We start from the raw sequence: 20,022 nt of genomic DNA on the forward strand, positions 1-20,022 counted from the left end.
GTCACATCCATGAGTAATAAAACTAAACTGATTCAGCAGATAGAAGCTGAACAAATGACAAAAGAAATCCCAGCCTTCGGTCCTGGTGATACTATTGTTGTTCAAGTTAAAGTTAAAGAAGGTTCACGCGAGCGTCTACAGGCCTATGAAGGCATTGTAATCTCTAAGCGTAACCGTGGTCTTAACTCAGCATTTACCGTTCGTAAAATTTCTAGCGGTATCGGTGTTGAGCGTGCTTTCCAAACGTACAGCCCTTTGGTTGAAAGCATCGAAGTTAAACGCCGCGGTGACGTGCGTCAAGCTAAGATCTACTACCTACGCGAGCGTTCTGGTAAATCTGCACGTATCAAAGAAAAATTGGCTAAACGTTAATTTTTTCTTATTAAAAAAAGGCGACGCGAGTCGCCTTTTTTTATGGAACTAACCCCCTTTCGTATGGCCTAATAGAGACTATTTACATGTCTTTGAGGTTTTCATGAAGCGTTTTTTCTGTTCCCTATCTCGCTCTACTGCAATAACTATGTTGCTTTCTCTTTCCTGTGCAGTATTTGCTGATCAATCAGCTGTCTTATCTGCGGTTCAAACGGCGTTGCCTCAATATGAAGTCGAAAGTGCGAAATTGCATGAAGGCGCAGGCTTGTATGTTGTTGTTTTAAAAAACGGTCCAACATTACATGTAACGCAAGATGGCAAATATTTTGTCGCGGGTGATCTTTACCGAATAGACAATACAACGCTTGAGAACGAAACAGAAAAAGCAAAACTTGCCAAAATTGAAACACTTCCTGAATCGCAAATGATTGTCTACAAAGCAAAGGACGAGAAAGCGCACATCACCGTATTTACCGATGTTGATTGTGGTTACTGCCGAATGCTTCATAAAGAAGTCCCAAAACTTAATGAGGCGGGTGTTACTGTGCGCTACTTGGCTTACCCAAGAGCCGGTATAGGTTCTGAAGCCTATACTAAAATGGTCAGTATTTGGTGTTCAGCTGATCCTAAAGAGTGGCTTACGCAAGCAAAATTAGGCGCTGAAATTCCTGAAAACAAATGTGTTAACCCAGTTGCAGATCAGTATAAACTAGGCAACGAAGTGGGTGTGCGCGGTACGCCAAGTATTGTGCTAGGCAACGGTGAGTTTTTACCAGGATATTTACCAGCAGCTGAGTTGGTTAAACACCTTGGGTTATAGTCTTATCGCGAAATATTCCACTAAACATGAGTCTTCTTCAGCCTTTTCTACGTTGGGTTTGAATAATACTGGCGTTATAATGAGTCAACTTGTCACTTAACTAAGTGTCTTATAAAAATTAAATTATCTCTGTGGGGTATTGTTTTGAAACCGGTAAAAGTCGGAATTTGTGGACTGGGGACAGTGGGGTCCGGTAGTTTTAACATTCTTCGTAATAATGCGGAAGAGATTACACGACGTGTGGGTCGCAGTATTGTTATTGAGCAAGTAGGTGCCCGTCGTGATAACGACGCTTGTGATACCTCCGGTATCAATGTTACCCGTGATATTTTTGATGTGGTCAATAATCCAGAGATCGACATTGTTCTTGAGCTGATTGGCGGAACTTCTGTCGCGAAAGAATTGGTTCTTACGGCCATTGAAAATGGCAAGCATGTTGTGACCGCAAACAAGGCGCTTATTGCTGAGCATGGCAACGAAATTTTTGCCAAAGCTCAAGAGAAAGGCGTCATTGTTGCTTTTGAAGCAGCGGTTGCTGGCGGAATTCCTATTATTAAACAGCTTCGTGAAGGCTTGTCTGCTAACCGAATTGAGTGGTTAGCTGGCATTATCAACGGCACAGGCAATTTTATTTTGACGGAAATGAGTCAAAAAGGCCGTGAATTCGAAGATGTATTGGCAGAGGCTCAAGCTCTTGGCTACGCCGAAGCTGATCCAACCTTTGATATTGAAGGTATTGATGCTGCTCATAAACTGACTATTCTTGCATCTATTGCGTTCGGTATTCCGCTGCAATTTGAAAAAACTTATACCGAAGGTATTAGCCGTATCACATCTGAAGACGTGGCGTTTGCAGATGACCTTGGTTATGCCATCAAACACTTGGGCATTGCTCGTCGTTCTAAAGCTGGTATTGAGCTGAGAGTTCATCCGACCTTGATTTCCCATAAGCAGCTTTTGGCTAATGTAAATGGTGTAATGAACGCTATAATGGTGCAAGGTGACGTTGTTGGGCCGACTTTGACTTACGGTGCAGGTGCGGGTGCATTGCCAACAGGCTCTTCTGTTATCGCAGATGTTATTGATGTTGCTCGTACTTTGACGGCAGATCCAACAAACAGAGTGCCACATTTGGCATTCCAGGCCGATTCTTTATCTCATGTGCAAATTTTACCAGTTGAAGAAATTGAATGTGGTTTCTTCCTTAACATGACGATTAAAGATCGCGCTGGTGTGCTTGCTAATATTACGCAGATCCTTTCTGTGAATAACATCAGTATCGAGTCTCTTATTCAGCGTGAGCGCGAAGGTAGCGAATTAGTGCCATTGGTTGTGATGACTCATGATGTAAAAGAACGCAATATGAATGCTGCTATTGCGGCGATTGAAGCCTTGCCGGATGTTGCTGGAACAGTGCAGCGAATCCGTGTTGAAAACTTGGCGTAAGAGAGAGCAAATATGAAATACATTTCTACTCGTGGTAAAGCGCCTGCGCTTTCTTTTGGTGATGTGTTATTGGCTGGTTTGGCAAATGATGGTGGCTTATATGTACCTGAAACCTTGCCTCATTACAGCAAAGAAGAAATCGCTTCTTGGGCGAGTCTAAGTTACCAAGAACTTGCTTTTAAAGTGATGTGGCCTTTTGTGGAAGGTGATATTCCTGCTGATGCTTTTAAAACTATGATTAATGACGCTTACGCAGGTTTTAATCATACTGCTATTGCGCCTATGGTTCAGGTAGGTAATAACGAATGGATTCTCGAGTTGTTCCGTGGTCCAACGTTGGCATTTAAAGATTTTGCTTTGCAGCTACTTGGTCGTTTGATGGACTATGTGTTGTCTGAGCGTAAAGAGAAACTGGTTATCCTAGGTGCGACATCTGGTGATACGGGTTCTGCAGCGATTGAAGGGTGTCGTCATTCAGAACATCTGAATATTTTTATTTTACATCCATATCAACGTGTATCTGAAGTACAGCGTCGTCAAATGACTACGGTTATCGACGACAATGTATTTAACATCGCGGTGAAAGGTAATTTTGATGATTGCCAAGGCATGGTGAAATCCAGCTTTGCTGATCAGTCTTTCTTGAAAGGCGCTAAGTTAGGTGCGGTTAACTCGATTAACTGGGCCCGTATCATGGCTCAGATCGTTTACTATTTTTCTTCAGCTTTGTCTGTTGGCGCGCCGCATCGTAAGGTGTCGTTCTCTGTGCCAACGGGTAACTTTGGTGATATCTTTGCGGGTTATTTGGCGAAGAAAATGGGCCTGCCAATTGATCAGCTTGTGGTTGCTACCAACCAGAATGATATTTTGCATCGAGTGATCGCAGAAAACGACATGAGTCGTCAGTCTTTGAACGTGACCCTATCGCCAAGCATGGATATCATGGTTTCTAGTAACTTTGAGCGTTTATTGTTTGATGCTCATGGTCGCGATGGTGCGGCAATTGATGATTTGATGGCGCGCTTTAATAAAGGCGACGTATCATTAAATGATCAAGCTTGGTCTTTTGTAAAAGATAACTTTGACAGCTATAAAGTCGATGACAAGAAAACTTGTGAAGTGATTGCCGATGTTTTCGCTAAGACACAATATCTTCTTGATCCGCATACAGCGATTGGTCTTGAAGCGGCTCGTCATTGCTGGAAAGATCAGTCTGTACCAATGATTACCCTGGCAACAGCTCACCCAGTGAAGTTCCCTGAAGCTGTCGAAAAAGCTGGTTGCGAAACACCAATGTTGCCTGAGCACATGAAAGATCTTTTCGAGCGTGAAGAATCTTATACTGTACTAGATAATAGCCTGAGCGATGTTCAGGCTTTTGTTGCTGAAAAAATTTAGTTTAATTAGAGATAGCTCTAGATAAATTAGCAATGCTAATAACGGCCAATCAAAGATTGGCCGTTTCTTTTTCCCCTCATACTTTTGCGCCTTTCATATGAATATCATATTACTCGATCCTAAAAATACACTTGGTGATGGCCTATATGGGCTGACTCTGCGCCAACAAACCCACATTTCAAAAGTAATTAAAGCTCAGCAAGGGGATGTTCTGCGAGTGGGCATTTTAAATGGAAAAATAGGCGAAGGGGTTTATGAGTCGCCAAGCGAGGATAGAGCCGGTTATATTCATTCACTCAATTTGGCTTCATTGCCACCTGAGCCTTTGCCTATGGTATTGGTTATGGCTTTGCCAAGACCAAATATGCTGAAGCGAACCTTGCAAAACATCACTGCAATGGGAGTGAAAGATTTATATCTTATTCATTCTGCCAAAGTTGAAAAAAGCTACTGGCAAAGTCCCGTTTTGCAGACCGAATCTATTCAGCAATGTTTGTTAGAAGGATTGGAACAAGCCAAAGACACAGTAATGCCAAACTGGTCTTTGATTCCTAGGTTTCGTCCTTTTGTAGAAGATCAATTGCCAGATATTTTAAAAGATAAAGTGGGATTGCTTGCACACCCTTATTTGTCTAAACGTTGTCCTATCGATATTCAGCAACCTTGTGTTCTAGCACTTGGGCCTGAAGGTGGGTGGAATGAATTTGAAGTGAGTAAATGGCATGAAGCGGGCATGGAATCAGTGCATTTGGGGGATAGAATTTTAAAAGTTGAAACGGTGGTGCCTGTTTTGTTATCGCGTTTGTATCCAGCCTAAAGTGCTAAGTATATGAATTGTTGTAATTTGTAACTAAAGGGGGTTATTAGAGGAGCTATTTTAGGCTTTGGTGTAGGATTGTGTGTATTGGGGAGGCTTATTTGAAGTTTCCCTATCATATACGGCTTAGAAGTGCTAAGTCGGAGAATATGCATGACAAAATACGCACATAAATCAAAATTTGATAATAAAAAAAATAAAGCTTCTTGGCTGACCTTTTTCTATGTAGGTAATACTGATGATGTATTTTCTGAAAATATTCGTCGGGTTTTCATTATTAATCTGTTTGCCTCTGTCGGTATACTTTTTACTTTACCACTAGGTATTGTGTCGCTCATCGAAGGGAAAACTGTCCTTGGTTCTGCGTTGATATTGATTGCATTTTTATATGCAATGAACCATATCTATTTGCGCCGTACCCATAACCATGGTTTATCTGGTAATTTCGTAATCTACCCCCTGTATGCTTTGATGATTTACCTTGTTTATACTGGTGGTGTAAAGGGAACGGGGCATGTTTGGATATATTGTATTCCTGCCGTGTCTTTATTTTTGAATGGCATGAAGAGAGGGTTGATTGAGCTTAGCTTTTTTACACTCGCTTTAATTATTACGATGTTTTTTACGGATAGCCATTTTGCCGAATTTGGTTATGACCCAGAGTTAAAGACGAGGATTCTATTTTCCTTTATCGTGGTGGTTTTTCTTTCTGGTATTTATGAATATTCAATGTCTCGGTTTAACCAAGAATTAAAAGAAACTTCAGCCAAGCTAAAGCTAGTCGCTTATATTGACGCATTGACTGAACTATTAAATCGTAGAGGAATGTTACAACGGCTTGAGGCAAGCTCCTATACGAGTTTTCATCTATTGTTGGCTGACGTTGATTTTTTTAAAAGTATTAATGATGAATATGGTCATGACGCTGGAGATTATGCTCTTTCTCAATTGGCTAAAATTATCCAAGTGTCTCTTCCTGAGGGCGGCTTAGCTTCTCGATGGGGGGGAGAAGAGTTTTTGATAGCGGTTTGTGATTGTAGTGAGTCGGAGGCTTTTGCATTGGCTGAATCTATTCGGCAAGATGTAGAGGATTACGAGTTTGAGTATCTCGATCAGAAGTTTCGTATGACTCTGAGTTTTGGTGTGGCGACAATGAATGAATCTACTTCATTACGAGAAGCGATAACTCTTGCTGATAGTCGTTTATATAGTGCAAAGCGAGCAGGTCGAAACCGAACTCGAAAAAGCTAAATGCGCTGCCTTCTGTTGATGATTGATTAATAAAAAATGGCCTGCTTAATAGCTTAAGCAGGCCATTTTTCTATAAAGCGTTACACTATATTATTTTTTCTGTTGTGCTTTTATCAAGAAACGGGTTTAGAGCCAAAGACTCCAAAGTAAGCAATATATAGGTAACAAATTATTGGCATAACGAATGAAATTTGAAGGCCAATTGAGTCAGCAATAAAGCCCTGCAATACCGGTAATATAGCGCCGCCTACAATAGCTAAGCAAAGCAAGCCAGAACCACGGCTAGTTTGTGGACCAAGATCTTTCAAGGCGAGGCTGAATATAGTTGGGAACATAATAGAGTTGAATAAGCCAACTAATAAGATAGACCACATTGCAACATGACCATCATTCAGTATAGCGCTAGTAATCAATGCAATTACTGCGAAGGCATTAAATGTGAGTAAGCTACCGGCAGAGATACGCTGCATTAACGCGGCACCAATAAAGCGTCCTACCATAGCTCCGCCCCAATAATAGGCGACATAATGAGCGGCATCTGCCTCAGCTAGGCCAGCAATATTTTCAAGGCCAAAGAAGTTAACTAATAAACTGCCGATGGCCACTTCTGCACCCACATACATAAATATCGCGACAGTTCCCAACACCAAATGGCGGTGTTTTAAGATGCTAACGCTTGGCGTATCCGTGGTGTCTTCTTCAATATTTGAAGGTGTTGGAAGGCTAATGCGAGTGAAAATAGCAGCTAAAAGAACAAGTAAAATCGCCAAACCGATGTAAGGGATAATAACGCTCTCAGCTTCTTGTGCTTTGGTGGCATATTGTCCGGCAACCGTAAACAATAGTGCACCACCAACAAGAGGTGCAACGGTTGTGCCTAACGCATTAAAGGCTTGAGAAAGCGTTAAACGACTTGATGCTGTTTCTGTTGGCCCCATTGCTGTAACAAGAGGATTTGCTGCGACTTGAAGAATGGTAATACCTGCCGCTAAAACAAAAAGCGCACTTAAAAATATACTGTATTGCTGTGCTTTTGCGGCAGCAATAAACAAAAGGCAGCCAGCTGCGGCGATCATTAGGCCGATACCTATACCACGCTGAAAGCCTACTTTTTTGACTAGGTTTCCTGCAGGTATTGAAACGATAAAGTAAGCGCCGAAGAAGCACATTTGAATCATCATGGCTTGCGTATAGTTAAGGTCAAAAACGCCTTTCAAGTGCGGTATTAGGATGTCATTCAATGAGGTGATAAAGCCCCACATAAAGAACAATGATGTTAAGGCAACCAACGCAAATCGTTGGTTTGATTGTAGTTTATGAGTCGTAGGTGAGTGATTTTTCATATTTTTTCCGATAGGTTAAAACGAGTACTGCTCAGTTTTTATCTTTAGAATACTTATCCAAATCAAAAAAGTGCGGCATCATATCACCGAATATCTTAACTTTCTGGTCAGGAGGTGGTTCTGTAGGTAATAGCCTAGAAAATTCCTTTTTTGCGTCAGTTTTGTAAGAAAACCTCTCCTATTTACCGCTTATGTAACAAAACCTAATGATATTATGTGTCTGATTTTTAATCATTTTATGGTGGTTTTTGATCCAGTGTGGTTTTGTATTTGCTGAAAATTTTTTCTTGGAATTGGCTGCAGCGCGAGTGCGGTCATTTTCATGTTATTCTTTGTCTATCTGCTTATCCTGACTTTGAGATTTATATGCGTATTGAGCGTCGAGCTGTGCCGGCTGAAAAAAATGACTTTCCCTCGACTATGTCTGCGACTTTACAGCGCGTTTTTTTGTCTCGTGATGTGGTGTCCGTTGCTCAGCTTGATTACCGCTTACCGCATTTATTAAGACCTGATTCTTTATTTGACCTAACCACCGCGGCGAAGATATTGGCGGATGCCATTGTTGCTGGTCAGAAGATTCTTATCGTTGGTGACTTTGATGCCGATGGTGCGACCAGTACCAGTCTTGGCATTTTAGCTTTAGAGGCGATGGGAGCGATTGCTCCAGAATACTTGGTGCCAAACCGATTTGAATTTGGTTATGGACTGACGCCTGAAATTGTCGAGGTTGCGCAAGAGCGATCACCAGATGTCTTGGTGACGGTGGATAATGGCATTGCTAGTATTGATGGCGTGTTGGCTGCAAAGTCCTATGGTATGAAAGTAGTTGTTACAGATCACCATTTACCCGGTGATACGCTTCCGAACGCCGATGCTATTGTGAATCCAAACCATCCAGATTGTGGTTTTCCAAGCAAGAACTTAGCGGGTGTTGGCGTTATTTTTTACGTAATGTCGGCTTTAAGAGCCGAGTTGAATAGTCGTAATTGGTTTACTGATCAGCACATTCCAGAGCCCAAAATGGCAGATTATTTGGATTTAGTGGCACTCGGAACTGTAGCGGATGTTGTGCCTTTTGATGCCAATAATCGCATTCTCGTCCAGCAAGGTATCAAGCGTATTCAAGCCGGCTTGGCGCGCCCGGGGATTCTCGCTTTATTAGAAGTCGGGCGTCGCGATTATACTCAATTGAAAGCATCCGATTTGGGTTTTGTGGTCGGGCCAAGGTTGAACGCTGCAGGTCGTTTAGATGATATGTCGATCGGTATTGAGTGTTTGCTCGCAGTTCATCCTCATCAAGCACGCGATTATGCTCAGCAGTTAGATCAGTTCAATCGTGAACGCAAAGCTATCGAATCTGATATGAAAGAACAGGCTGAATTAGCACTTGTGTCTTTGTTAGACGAAGAACAAGACATGCCGAACGGTATGTGTTTTTACGATGCGGATTGGCATCAAGGTGTGATTGGGATTTTGGCTTCGCGGATGAAAGATAAATGCCATCGTCCAGTGATTGCTTTTGCTCGTGTGGGTGAAGATGAGTTGAAAGGCTCAGCTCGTTCCATTGCGGGTGTTCATATTCGTGATGCTTTGGATTTATTGGCCAAACGTTATCCGCAGTTGCTTAGCAAGTTTGGTGGTCACGCCATGGCGGCAGGTATGTCGATCAAAGAATCTCACTATGACGCTTTCCGTTTGGCATTTGATGCCATCATTACCGAATGGGTAACCCCCGAACAATTACAAGCGACATTGTTAACCGATGGGCCACTGGCAGCTGAAGACTTTAGTTTGAGTTTTGCCGAGCAAGTTCGCTTATCTGGCCCATGGGGACAGATGTTCCCAGAGCCTTGTTTTGATGGCGTGTTTGATATCTTGCAGCAGCGTATCGTTGGTGAAAAACACCTTAAACTTATGGTGCGTGAGCCGAGTAGTGGGCTTTTGTTAGATGCAATTAGCTTCTTTGTCGATCTAGATCAATGGCCGAATGATAAAGCGACACAAGCTCGCTTGGTTTATAAACTTGATGTGAATGAGTTTCGTGGTCAGCGTAACCTTCAGTTGTTGGTGGACTATTTAGAGCCAGCGTAGAGTAAAAGTGAAGATTCGCTCTTTTGCCGAACAAATTGGTTTTGGCACTGCGTATCAAAGCAAAAGTTGAGGTATAATGCGCCTCCCTCATACATCACTCTAATTTTACTGGAGCTCATTCATGACTGCACTGGTTCTTGACGGCAAACTTTGCGCCAAAGAAACTGAAAACCGCCTACAGGCTCAAGTTACCGAGCTTAAAGAGCGTACCGGTTGCACCCCAATTTTAGCGACAATTCTAGTGGGTGCTGATCCAGCATCAGCCACTTATGTGAAGATGAAAGGCAATGCTTGTCGTCGTGTTGGTATGGATTCTATGGCAATTGAATTGTCTGAAACCACGACCACTGAGCAGCTACTAGCAAAGATCAACGAGCTAAACAATAACCCTGACGTGCACGGTATTTTGTTGCAACATCCAGTGCCAGAGCAAATTGATGAACGTTTGTGTTTCGACGCGATTGCAGCTCACAAAGACGTAGATGGTGTAACTTGTCTTGGTTTTGGTCGTATGGCTATGCAAGAGCCTGCTTACGGCGCGGCAACACCTGCTGGTATCATGCGTTTGCTTGAAGCGTACGATGTGAACCTAGAAGGTAAGCACGTTGTTGTGGTTGGTCGTAGTCCAATTCTTGGCAAACCAATGGCGATGATGATGTTGAATGCCAATGCAACAGTGACGATTTGTCATTCTCGTACACAGAATCTGTCTGAATTTGTGAAACAAGCCGACGTAATCGTTGGTGCTGTAGGCAAACCAGAATTTATCAAAGCAGAGTGGATCAAAGACGGCGCAGTTGTGGTTGATGCTGGTTATCATCCAGGTGGTGTTGGTGATATTGAGCTTGGTCCTTTGACTGATCGCGTTGCGGCTTATACTCCAGTTCCTGGTGGTGTTGGCCCAATGACAATCAATACTTTGATTCTGCAAACGGTAGAGTCTGGCCTTAAACAACTAGGCTAATAGACTTGAAAGGTCTGTATCACTGCCCCATATTGTTGGTATGAGATCGCAATATGTGACAGAAAGCCGCGCCACTAGGTGCGGCTTCTTTTTTATAAATTGAACAGAAATAGGTAGACAGTTTATGTCCACAGAAATGTTAAAAGACGCATTGGACTTCGATTTGATCGCCGATGTTTTTGTCACCGAATCCATTACCGCATCACCATCAGAATTGCATGGTCAACTTTGTGGTTATCTTGCTTCTGGCGTGACTTTGCCATTGGAAGATTGGTTGTCCATGGTTGTAGAGTTTTGTGATATCGAAGGCTGGAAAGAAGAAGCTAGTCGAGCAGTAATCGTTGAACTTTATACCGCCACGCTGACTTTGTTCCAAAATGGTGAGTTTGCGCTTGTGCCAAGTATTTCCGATGACGATGCTGAATTATGCGAAAGAGGTGTGACTTTGGCGCAATGGGCCCACGGTTTTTTGGCTGGTTATGGTTTGTCTGGGCAAAAAAAGGATTTATCAGATGAGACTAAGCAAATTCTGCGTGATTTTGCCAATATCTCCGGCATGCAAGCGGAAATGCGCGCATTAGAAGACAACAATGATAACGAAGCTGATTTAACAGAATTGGTTGAGTACGTCAGACTGTCGGCAATGATGTTGTACACTGAACATCATGATATCAATCCTGATGTAGATCATACTAAACAAAATTCTCTACACTAGATTTTTATGTTAAATCAAAATGTTATCGCTAGTGTTTAATGGAATGAAAAATTAATAAGTGAGACCTTCTATGAAAATCGACACTCAAACTTATCAGGCTCGTCGTGAGCGCCTGATGCAATCGTTACCTGAAAACAGTGTGGTTGTTCTGCGAACGGGTGAGTTAGCAACTCGCAATAATGATTGTGAGTATGAGTTTCGTCCGCATAGTAGTTTTTTCTATTTAACTGGATTTCCTGAGCCAAGTGCCTACGCCATTATTCGTGGCCGTGGTGAAATGACCTTAGTGACTTTGCCAAAAGATCCTGAACGTGAGCAATGGGATGGTTTTCGTTTTGGTAGTGAAGGCGCGATAGCAAATTTTGGTGCAAATGATGCTGCTCCGTTAGAAGAATTAGACAAGATGGCGTTTGCTGCTTTAGATGGCGCTGAACAAGTTGTGTATTTGTTTAACGACGATGTTCTTCGTGAAAAAATTGCTGGCTGGCGTGATGCTATTGCTGCAAAAGTCAGAATGGGCGCGGCGGCGCCGACAAGTTTCATTGACTTGTTTCCATTTGTGTCTGAAATGCGTTTGCGCAAAGACGCGGAAGAAATCGGTATCATGGAAACCGCAGCGCAAATTAGTGTTGAAGCTCATAAACAGGCTATGCGATCTGTTCGTCCAGGTATGAATGAATACCAGTTAGAAGCAGAATTAAATTATGTGTTTATGAAATCCGGTGCGCGCCAACCTGCGTATAACAATATTGTTGCCTCAGGTAGTAACGCCTGCGTCTTACATTACATCAAAAACGATGAAGTGATCGAAGACGGTGATCTTGTATTGATTGATGCCGGTGCAGAATTAGGTTGTTACGCAGCGGATATTACTCGTACTTTTCCAGCGAACGGTAAATTCAGTGAGCCACAAGCGGCGTTATACCAAGTTGTATTGGACGCTTATCATGCTGGCATGAAAGAGTTAAATGTAGGAACGCCATATGAAGCTTGCCATAACGCAGCGGTTCGGACTTTGACTGCAGGTTTGGTAGCACATGGCTTATTGACAGGCGATGTCGATCAACTGATCGAGAGCAAGGCATATAGAGCCTTTTACATGCACAATACAGGTCATTGGTTAGGTCTGGATGTTCATGACTGCGGTGCTTATAAAATTGCTGGTGAATCGCGTTTGCTAGAAGAAGGCATGGTGTTAACCATTGAGCCTGGGTTGTATGTTTCGGCTGATAATGAATCGGTGGACGAAAAATGGCGAGGTATTGGTATTCGTATTGAAGACGATGTGCTTATCCGCGCCGATGGCCCTTATGTTTTGACCCATGGTCTGCCAAAAGAAATTACAGAGATTGAGGCCTTAATGGCTGAAAGTCGATAAACATTATAAAGACGAGACGGAGTAAAGAAGATGGCTAAGTCGTACGATTTGATAATAGTTGGTGCCGGTATGGTTGGCGCTTTGTCTGCGATATTGTTAGCTAAATCTTCTTTGAGAATTGCTCTTGTTGATAAACATGATGGCGAATATAGGTTGTCCACACCGCCAGCTTATGACGCACGTGTGAGTGCCATTTCTAGTCAATCTAAAGCCTTGCTAGAACAGGCTAATGTTTGGCAAGGCATTGCGCAAGACCGTATTGCTTCTTATGACAATATGGTGGTTTGGGATGGCCTTGGTGAGGGTTATATCGATTTTAATGCTCAAGCTACGGCAATGCCCGAGCTTGGTCATTTAGTTGAAAATGCTGTACTAAATCAGCAATTAATGGTGCAAGTTAGACGTTCGAAAAACATCGATCTGTATTTAGGCGATTCTTTAGAGTCACATGAGTTAAGTGAATCTGGTGTAAGAGTAGAACTGACGTCTGCTCATGTGCTGGAAGCTCAGACCATTATTGCGGCAGATGGTGCTATGTCCAAACTGCGCAGCGAAAATGCCTTTGATACCGTTGAGTGGGATTATGGTCATCATGCGATCGTCACAACGATCGAAATTGCTCAATCTCATGAAAATACTGCGTGGCAGAGTTTCGGCGAAGAAGGTATTTTGGCATTTCTTCCACTTCCTTCTGTCGATCAAAAACATTTTGTGTCCATTGTTTGGTCTGTACCGCCTAAAGAAGCCGAGTCTTTAATGGTTCTCGACGAGAAAGCTTTTTGTCGTCGTTTGCATTACGCGATGAATAAGCGCTTCGATGTCTTGGGTATCACTCAGGTTCGTCAAGCGATTCCTCTAAGACAACGTCATGCAAAGCAATATGTGAAAGCCGGACTAGCGTTGATTGGCGATGCCGCACATACTATTCATCCTTTAGCAGGGCAAGGTGCGAACCTAGGTTTTGGTGATGTGAAGGCGTTAGTGGAAGTGCTAGAAAAAGCCCATAGACGTGGCGAGTATCTAGGGACGAGTAAAGTTCTACGCCGTTACCAGCGTGCACGCATGTTGGATAACATTGCCATGGCTGCAGGTATGGAATCATTTAAGCGTCTATTTTCCACTCAGCAACCGTTTATTGTTCAGCTCAGAAATATCGGTATGAAGCAATTTAACAAAGGCGAATCTTTGAAGAAAAAATTGGTTGCCCGTGCTGCAGGTTTGTCTTCTTTCTCTTAAATTAAGCATTTTTTTGTTTTTTGCAATTAGGAGGTAAATAGCGTGTTTTCAAAACGCTACGTATTTCCGGTTGCAAAAAGCATTTGCTGTCTTATTCTGCATGTATAGATATATCACCAATCAGAGAAAAGGCGGAATTGTATGCAAGCAACGGATCTTCTGAAGAAAACGGATAAACTTCCCAATGTCCCCGATGTCGTTCGTGAACTGATTCAGCTCCTAAGTGATCCTAATGTTAAATATTCCGATCTTACTGAACGCGTTTCTCATGATCAGACGATCTCCTTGAAAGTATTACGCGTGGTTAACTCAGCCTATTTCGGTTTATCGAGAAAAATATCTTCTATCGATGAGGCGACTGTATTACTAGGTACTGACAAGCTAAAAACCTTGGTTATTGCTTCTGGCTTTTCCAATTCTGTCGCAAAGGTAGAGGGGATTAAGCTGCCTGAGTTTTGGGCTGATTCTTTTCGTGTCGCCGAGTTGGCGCAATGGTTTGCAAAGCGGACACCTTTGGTGGAGACCGATGAAGCTTTTACGGCAGGAATTGTTCATAATATCGGGCGATTATTATTGCATCTTACTGAGCCAGCTATTGCGCAAGAGATTCAATCTTTGGTTACTAACCGTAAAGCGGGGCGTGTTAAAGCTGAACAAGATTTACTTGGCTTTACTTCCCAAGATGCTGGTAAAGCGCTAATGGATTTGTGGAAGTTTCCGGCAGGACTTGGGTACGCAGTACAACATCATAAACGTCCTTTTTCGGATGATGAGCCAAATCCACTTGCTTGTGTATTGAATTTGGCTTGTTACATTAATGCATGTATTCGTAATGAGCGAGATTACGATTTAGTTCGAGAGGGCTTTCCTTCTGCTGTAGCGAAAGCGGCTGGTTTGCCTGAGGGCGTTATTTATGAATTAGATGATGCTTTAGCGATTGGCGATGGACTTAATCAATTACTTCACTAGGTTTTAATATCGTATTTTAACTGCTTTTAAATACGTTTAAATGCATATATTCAATAGATTGGCGTATTCAAAAAATTGATATGCCAGTCTTTAATTTATCCTTTGTTTATCTCTGTTTAACCCCTTATGTTACCTCTATAAATAAATGATAATCGCTAGTGTTTAGCATTGTGTTGTGCTAATTTCTTGTCTCTTTTTTTTATGGCCTTTTCTCTTATTTTCATCTGCTATGTGGTGTTTTTGGGAAGAGGGGATCTGTTGAATTGGTAGAAGGTGAGTATGTTTATGAAATTGCGCAAAACGATCAAAACGCAAGGACAAAAATCAATATTGAGTTATGTCGGATTTGTTGCGTTAGCTTCGTCATTGCTTCTTTCTACCGGTTTACAAGCCAAAGGCGAAGTGAACATCTATTCTGCTCGCAAAGAATCTCTTATTAAGCCTGCGTTGGATAAGTTTTCAGAACAAAATGATGTGGTTGTTAACCTTATTACCGGTTCTGCCGATGCCTTGTTGAGCCGTTTAAAAGCAGAAGGTGATGCGAGTCCAGCAGATATTTTTATTACTGTTGATGCTGGCCGTTTGCACCGAGCAAAAGCTGCAGGCGTATTGCAGCCTATTCACAGCGACGTATTAAGCGCAAATATTCCGAGTCATTTACGAGATAGTGATGGTTATTGGTTTGGATTATCTCAGCGTGCTCGGGTGATTTTTTACAACCCTAAAAAAGTCTCAGTAAAAGATTTATCTACTTACGAAAACCTTGCTGATCCAAAATGGAAAGGACGTATTTGTGTGCGTTCTTCAGCCAATATTTATAACCAATCTCTGGTTGCTTCCATGTTAGAGGCAGATGGTCGTGAGAAAACGCAATCCTGGATCAAAGGACTTGTTTCTAACCTTGCACGTCCGCCTTTTGGTGGCGATGTGGATCTATTAAAAGCCGTTTCTGCGGGTGTATGTGATCTAACGCTGGCGAATACTTATTACTATGGTCGTCTTGGGCAAAGTGATAGTGCAGACGAAAGAGCGGTTTATAACGACGTAAAATTGTTTTGGCCTAATCAAGCGCAAGGCGAACGCGGCGCTCATGTTAACGTTAGTGGCGCTGGTATCACTGCCGCGGCGACTAATATTGAAAATGCTACCTTGTTGCTTGAGTTTCTCACTAACCAAGCTTCCCAAGAATGGTATGCTCACGTGAATAACGAGTATCCTGTGGTAAAAGGCATTGGCGCTCCAGAAATGTTGGCGCCATTTGGTACATTCCGTGCGGATACGATTTCGTTAAGCCAATTAGGTGAAAACAATCGTGAAGCAGTCGAGCTTATGGATATTTCTGGTTGGAAGTGATTTTTCTGATATTTGCTCCATATAACGAGCTTTCTGATATGGTTTTTGATAATCGATGGCTAATTTAGCTCCCCCGAGTTTAGCAAGTAAGTCTAAGTGGAATTGGTTAAAAATGGCGGCAATGATTATTGCTGCCATTTTGGCATTACCTATCTTGGTTGTTTTGGTTAATGTTTTGATCGGTGATGGTGAAGTGTGGCGACACCTTTATCAGACAGTCTTAGCTGAATACATTTCTAACTCCTTGTTACTGATGTTGGGTGTTGGCATTGGCGTGCTGGTTATCGGTGTGCCTTGCGCTTGGTTGACTAGCATGTGTGATTTCCACGGTCGCACCTTACTATCTTGGGCCTTGCTTTTGCCAATGGCCGTGCCTGCTTACATTATTGCTTATACCTACACGGGGGTATTGGATTTTGCAGGTCCTGTACAAACGTTTATTCGCGAACTTACTGGTTGGCGTTACGGTGAGTATTGGTTCTTTGAAATACGTTCCCTTGGTGGCGCCATAGCTATGCTGACCTTGGTTCTTTACCCTTATGTGTATCTCATGAGCCGAGCGGCTTTTTTAGAGCAGTCTGAGAACACCTTAGAAGTTAGTCGCACACTTGGCTATTCTGGTCGCGCTGTATTTTTCAAATTGGCACTCCCCCTTGCTCGTCCGGCGATAGTAACAGGCCTTACCTTAGCGCTTATGGAGACATTGGCGGATTATGGTACGGTGCAATATTTCAGTGTAAATACTTTCACAACGGGCATTTTACGAACCTTTTATGGATTTGGTGATATCGCAGCTGCTTCTCAGCTGGCAGGTATTTTACTGATGTTCGTGGCGGTGTTGATTTTGCTAGAACGATATTCTCGGCATCGCATTCGTTATCATGCATCAGGTCTAAAAAAGGCCAGTAATCGGCGTATGATTTTGAAAGGTAGTCGTGGCTTTATAGCGTGCATTTTTTGCTTGCTGCCTATTCTTGTTGGCTTTCTTATTCCCGTAGGTGTTTTGGCCTATTGGGCGGTATTTAAAGCAGAAATGCCCGGCGCGAACTTTATTCAACTGGCGTGGAACTCGTTTTATCTAGCGGCTATGGCTTCGCTTATTGTGGTGAGTTTAGCCTTGATATTGAGTTACGCCATTCGTTTAAATAATGGTAAAGCGGTGAGGACATCTGTAGGCATTGCGGGATTAGGTTATGCCTTACCGGGGACTATTATCGCGATTGGCACTATTGTTCCTCTAGCTTGGTTGGACCATCGAATCATTGATTTGGTTAAACATTACAGTGGGGAAAGAGTCGGTTTGATTTTTTCTGGCACATTAGTGGCGTTGCTGTTTGCTTACACGGTTCGTTTTATGGCTGTGTCTTTAGGTGCGGTACAAAACGGCCTTGGAAAGATTAAGCCGAGTATGGACATGGCAGGTCGTTCGCTAGGGATGTCGCCTTTTAAAGTTTTAACGCGCATTCATATTCCGCTATTAAAAGGTTCGGTCTTAACGGCCATGTTAATTGTTTTTGTCGATGTGTTGAAAGAATTACCAGCGACCTTGGTGTTACGGCCATTTAATTTTAATACCTTAGCGGTGCGAGCTTTTGAATTGGCGTCAGATGAGCGACTGATCGATGCTGCTCCAGCTTCGTTAATGATAGTGCTGGTGGGACTGGTGCCAGTGATTTTGTTGAGCCGTTCCATTTCTTCTCACCTGAATAAATCAAAATAGCCGAAGCGCCCAATAGCGTTTATTAAAAATAGGATCGCATATGACATCTTTACCTCCTCATAAACTATTGAAAGAAATGACACTGACCGATGTTTCGGTTGGTTATGATGGTGATGCGGTTGTTAAAAATGCTTCATTCAAACTGCTAGAAGGGCAGATCGGTTGTTTACTCGGGCCAAGTGGCTGCGGTAAATCGACCTTGTTGCGTGCAATTGCAGGCTTTGAGTCTTTAATGGTAGGAGAAATTCGCATTGATGACGAGGTGATTGCCAGTCAATCACACAGTGTGAATCCTGAGCACCGTTTTATCGGTATGGTGTTTCAAGACATTGCCTTGTTTCCACACCTTACCATTGCACAGAATATCGCTTTTGGCTTATCTGCTTGGCCTAAAGAGGCAGCACAGGAACGAGTGACTTATTTGTTAAATTTGGTTGGTTTGTCGGGTTTCGAATCACGCTATCCGCATTCTCTTTCTGGTGGCCAACAGCAACGTGTCGCTTTGGCTCGCGCCATTGCACCTAAGCCTAAATTACTGCTGATGGATGAACCTTTCTCTGGGCTTGATGCTAAGTTAAGAGAAGAGTTGGTACCTGATATTCGTGCCATATTGCAGCATGAAAAAATGAGCGCGTTATTAGTGACCCATGATCAGATGGAAGCCTTTGCGATGGCGGATCAAGTATCGGTTATGAGTGAAGGCGTAATTCATCAAACAGGTTCGCCGTATCAGATTTATCATCGACCAGAAACACGCTTTGTGGCGAGTTTTATTGGTCATGGGGATTTCCTAACGGCTACCGTCTGTGGTCCAGATTGCGTTCATTCAGATTTGGGTAATATTCGCGGTGATTTAGATCATGGTTTTGCTGACAATACTCAAGTGGACTTATTGGTTCGTCCTGATGATATTTTACATGATGACGACAGTGAATTTGTTGGTGTGATTGTAAGTAAATGGTTTCGTGGGTCACACTTCTTATATCGCGTGAAATTGTCTTCTGGCAAAGTGGTATATTGTTTTGCTTCTTCTCACCACAATCATTCCGTGGGGCAAGAGATCGGCTTGAGTGTTCATTTAGATCACCTAGTAATGTTCCCACGTTAGTAAATAAAACGCCCAGGTGACTTGCTTATAAATCACTTGGGCGTTTTTATGTATTGTTGGGGGGCAGACAATAGAGCTAGATAGTTCCGATTCCTTGCTCATGGCACACTTCAATTATTCCTTCAAAATCGTATTCACTCAGTTCTAAATGATCTAGGGCGTAATGGCCAATTTTTTGCCATTCGTAGTCTTCGCTTGCACCGCCTATGTGTCTATAGGTTGAGGCAATGTGCTCAGCCATTTTTAAAATAGAAGCAAAGGTTAAATTAATAGAGTCGCCAGGCACTCTGTGGTGGAATAAGTAATCGACACGATGGTGTTTGGCTATAACCGCACAGCAACTTTTAGGTAGCCCCCATGATTTTGCTAAATAATAACCGACAACTGAATGGTTGGTTTTGAAAGCTTGGTTTTCAACGTCGGTTAGGTTGAATTCTGGATCTTGATAACCTTGTTTCAATACATCTTTGTAGCCATCGAAACGCTTAAGCATCAAAGGAATACCTGCATTATGAAAAAGCCCAAGCGCATAGCATTCATCTTGGTATTTAAAATTAAGCTGGTTGGCTAGACTTGAGCAAATCACAGCAACTTCGCTGGCTGTATCCCAGAAACTGTGTAAAGATTTTATTGCGTCATCTGAAAGTTCGCTTTTGACTGCGAGTCCGTTAACGATATTGGTGACGCTTGTTGGGCCAAGCAACATGACGGCTTGCTGAATGGATGCTATTTTTTTAGGTAAATTAAAAGACGCAGAGTTTACGAGTTTTAATACGGCGGCTGAAAGGCTTACATCCTGTGAAATGATTTCTGATATACGTGCCATGTCAGGATCTGGCATGGCTTGTTCCATGTGTAAATCCACCATGATTTGTGGTTGTGGTGGAATGCTGATGCCTTGCAAGATGAGTTTTAGCTGATTTTCATTTAATGTAGATGACATGGACACACTTCTTTAAGACAAGTAACTTTACAGCTACGTAATTCGTAGCAATTGAATCTAGAGTCTTTATAATAGCGTTTTTTAAATATACTGGGTGA

At 42.6% G+C, this 20,022-nt stretch carries 17 protein-coding genes; 15 read left to right on the top strand and 2 right to left on the bottom strand.

From position 1 onward, the window contains the following. Positions 1-9: 9 nt before the first annotated feature. The 6 genes from rplS to CCS02_RS12150 all read left to right on the top strand — a co-directional run bounded on the left by rplS (position 10) and on the right by CCS02_RS12150 (position 6,104). Positions 10-372, top strand: a complete 363-nt coding sequence (gene rplS / locus CCS02_RS12125; RefSeq protein ID WP_072841538.1) for a 50S ribosomal protein L19 — start codon at positions 10-12, stop codon at positions 370-372. Between the two features lie 103 nt (positions 373-475). Then, positions 476-1,192: a thioredoxin fold domain-containing protein gene (locus CCS02_RS12130; RefSeq protein ID WP_100636688.1), complete on the top strand. Its 717-nt coding sequence runs from the start codon at positions 476-478 to the stop codon at positions 1,190-1,192. Between the two features lie 144 nt (positions 1,193-1,336). After that, positions 1,337-2,638: a homoserine dehydrogenase gene (locus CCS02_RS12135; protein ID WP_072841542.1), complete on the top strand. Its 1,302-nt coding sequence runs from the start codon at positions 1,337-1,339 to the stop codon at positions 2,636-2,638. Positions 2,639-2,650: 12 nt separating this feature from the next. Then, positions 2,651-4,036 (top strand): threonine synthase, encoded by a 1,386-nt coding sequence (gene thrC, locus CCS02_RS12140; RefSeq protein WP_100636689.1) that lies wholly within the window; start codon positions 2,651-2,653, stop codon positions 4,034-4,036. Positions 4,037-4,133: 97 nt separating this feature from the next. Further along, positions 4,134-4,853: a 16S rRNA (uracil(1498)-N(3))-methyltransferase gene (locus CCS02_RS12145; RefSeq protein ID WP_100636690.1), complete on the top strand. Its 720-nt coding sequence runs from the start codon at positions 4,134-4,136 to the stop codon at positions 4,851-4,853. Between the two features lie 153 nt (positions 4,854-5,006). Further along, positions 5,007-6,104 (top strand): GGDEF domain-containing protein, encoded by a 1,098-nt coding sequence (locus CCS02_RS12150; protein ID WP_100636691.1) that lies wholly within the window; start codon positions 5,007-5,009, stop codon positions 6,102-6,104. A gap of 113 nt (positions 6,105-6,217) precedes the next feature. On the opposite strand, the gene CCS02_RS12155 is transcribed toward CCS02_RS12150, so the two are convergent. After that, complete coding sequence (locus CCS02_RS12155; protein ID WP_100636692.1) at positions 6,218-7,447, bottom strand: sugar MFS transporter; 1,230 nt, start codon at positions 7,445-7,447, stop codon at positions 6,218-6,220. Between the two features lie 366 nt (positions 7,448-7,813). Here CCS02_RS12155 and recJ point away from each other — a divergent pair, with 366 nt between their 5' ends. The 9 genes from recJ to CCS02_RS12200 all read left to right on the top strand — a co-directional run bounded on the left by recJ (position 7,814) and on the right by CCS02_RS12200 (position 18,981). Beyond that, positions 7,814-9,538, top strand: a complete 1,725-nt coding sequence (gene recJ / locus CCS02_RS12160) for a single-stranded-DNA-specific exonuclease RecJ (RefSeq protein ID WP_100636712.1) — start codon at positions 7,814-7,816, stop codon at positions 9,536-9,538. Positions 9,539-9,659: 121 nt separating this feature from the next. Continuing rightward, entirely contained in the window at positions 9,660-10,502 is an 843-nt protein-coding gene (gene folD / locus CCS02_RS12165; protein ID WP_072841551.1) for a bifunctional methylenetetrahydrofolate dehydrogenase/methenyltetrahydrofolate cyclohydrolase FolD, read from the top strand. 124 nt (positions 10,503-10,626) lie between these two features. Next, positions 10,627-11,217, top strand: a complete 591-nt coding sequence (locus tag CCS02_RS12170) for a UPF0149 family protein (RefSeq protein WP_072841552.1) — start codon at positions 10,627-10,629, stop codon at positions 11,215-11,217. 70 nt (positions 11,218-11,287) lie between these two features. Beyond that, on the top strand, positions 11,288-12,595 hold the full coding sequence (locus tag CCS02_RS12175) for an aminopeptidase P N-terminal domain-containing protein (protein WP_100636693.1): 1,308 nt from the start codon (positions 11,288-11,290) through the stop codon (positions 12,593-12,595). 30 nt (positions 12,596-12,625) lie between these two features. Then, positions 12,626-13,831 (top strand): UbiH/UbiF/VisC/COQ6 family ubiquinone biosynthesis hydroxylase, encoded by a 1,206-nt coding sequence (locus CCS02_RS12180; RefSeq protein ID WP_100636694.1) that lies wholly within the window; start codon positions 12,626-12,628, stop codon positions 13,829-13,831. A 141-nt stretch (positions 13,832-13,972) separates the two neighbouring features. Then, positions 13,973-14,800: an HDOD domain-containing protein gene (locus CCS02_RS12185; RefSeq protein WP_100636695.1), complete on the top strand. Its 828-nt coding sequence runs from the start codon at positions 13,973-13,975 to the stop codon at positions 14,798-14,800. 285 nt (positions 14,801-15,085) lie between these two features. Then, positions 15,086-16,153, top strand: coding sequence for a Fe(3+) ABC transporter substrate-binding protein (locus CCS02_RS12190; RefSeq protein ID WP_072841560.1), 1,068 nt, complete (start codon positions 15,086-15,088; stop codon positions 16,151-16,153). Positions 16,154-16,208: 55 nt separating this feature from the next. Next, on the top strand, positions 16,209-17,873 hold the full coding sequence (locus tag CCS02_RS12195; protein ID WP_100636696.1) for an ABC transporter permease: 1,665 nt from the start codon (positions 16,209-16,211) through the stop codon (positions 17,871-17,873). Between the two features lie 40 nt (positions 17,874-17,913). Next, positions 17,914-18,981, top strand: a complete 1,068-nt coding sequence (locus CCS02_RS12200) for an ABC transporter ATP-binding protein (protein ID WP_198515366.1) — start codon at positions 17,914-17,916, stop codon at positions 18,979-18,981. Between the two features lie 76 nt (positions 18,982-19,057). Here CCS02_RS12200 and CCS02_RS12205 read toward each other — a convergent pair whose 3' ends face one another. Further along, positions 19,058-19,924 (bottom strand): HDOD domain-containing protein, encoded by an 867-nt coding sequence (locus tag CCS02_RS12205; protein WP_100636697.1) that lies wholly within the window; start codon positions 19,922-19,924, stop codon positions 19,058-19,060. Between the last annotated feature and the right edge of the window lie 98 nt (positions 19,925-20,022).

The sequence above is a fragment of the Marinomonas sp. ef1 genome (assembly GCF_002806845.1).
GTDB lineage: Bacteria > Pseudomonadota > Gammaproteobacteria > Pseudomonadales > Marinomonadaceae > Marinomonas > Marinomonas polaris.

Bases quoted from the DNA above. Each gene is read 5' to 3' on its own strand.
- rplS (WP_072841538.1), top strand. From the start codon at position 10: ATGAGTAATAAAACTAAACTGATTCAGCAGATAGAAGCTGAACAAATG.
- CCS02_RS12130 (WP_100636688.1), top strand. From the start codon at position 476: ATGAAGCGTTTTTTCTGTTCCCTATCTCGCTCTACTGCAATAACTATG.
- thrC (WP_100636689.1), top strand. From the start codon at position 2,651: ATGAAATACATTTCTACTCGTGGTAAAGCGCCTGCGCTTTCTTTTGGT.
- CCS02_RS12145 (WP_100636690.1), top strand. From the start codon at position 4,134: ATGAATATCATATTACTCGATCCTAAAAATACACTTGGTGATGGCCTA.
- CCS02_RS12150 (WP_100636691.1), top strand. From the start codon at position 5,007: ATGACAAAATACGCACATAAATCAAAATTTGATAATAAAAAAAATAAA.
- CCS02_RS12155 (WP_100636692.1), bottom strand. From the start codon at position 7,447: ATGAAAAATCACTCACCTACGACTCATAAACTACAATCAAACCAACGA.
- recJ (WP_100636712.1), top strand. From the start codon at position 7,814: ATGCGTATTGAGCGTCGAGCTGTGCCGGCTGAAAAAAATGACTTTCCC.
- folD (WP_072841551.1), top strand. From the start codon at position 9,660: ATGACTGCACTGGTTCTTGACGGCAAACTTTGCGCCAAAGAAACTGAA.
- CCS02_RS12170 (WP_072841552.1), top strand. From the start codon at position 10,627: ATGTCCACAGAAATGTTAAAAGACGCATTGGACTTCGATTTGATCGCC.
- CCS02_RS12175 (WP_100636693.1), top strand. From the start codon at position 11,288: ATGAAAATCGACACTCAAACTTATCAGGCTCGTCGTGAGCGCCTGATG.
- CCS02_RS12180 (WP_100636694.1), top strand. From the start codon at position 12,626: ATGGCTAAGTCGTACGATTTGATAATAGTTGGTGCCGGTATGGTTGGC.
- CCS02_RS12185 (WP_100636695.1), top strand. From the start codon at position 13,973: ATGCAAGCAACGGATCTTCTGAAGAAAACGGATAAACTTCCCAATGTC.
- CCS02_RS12190 (WP_072841560.1), top strand. From the start codon at position 15,086: ATGAAATTGCGCAAAACGATCAAAACGCAAGGACAAAAATCAATATTG.
- CCS02_RS12195 (WP_100636696.1), top strand. From the start codon at position 16,209: ATGGCTAATTTAGCTCCCCCGAGTTTAGCAAGTAAGTCTAAGTGGAAT.
- CCS02_RS12200 (WP_198515366.1), top strand. From the start codon at position 17,914: ATGACATCTTTACCTCCTCATAAACTATTGAAAGAAATGACACTGACC.
- CCS02_RS12205 (WP_100636697.1), bottom strand. From the start codon at position 19,924: ATGTCATCTACATTAAATGAAAATCAGCTAAAACTCATCTTGCAAGGC.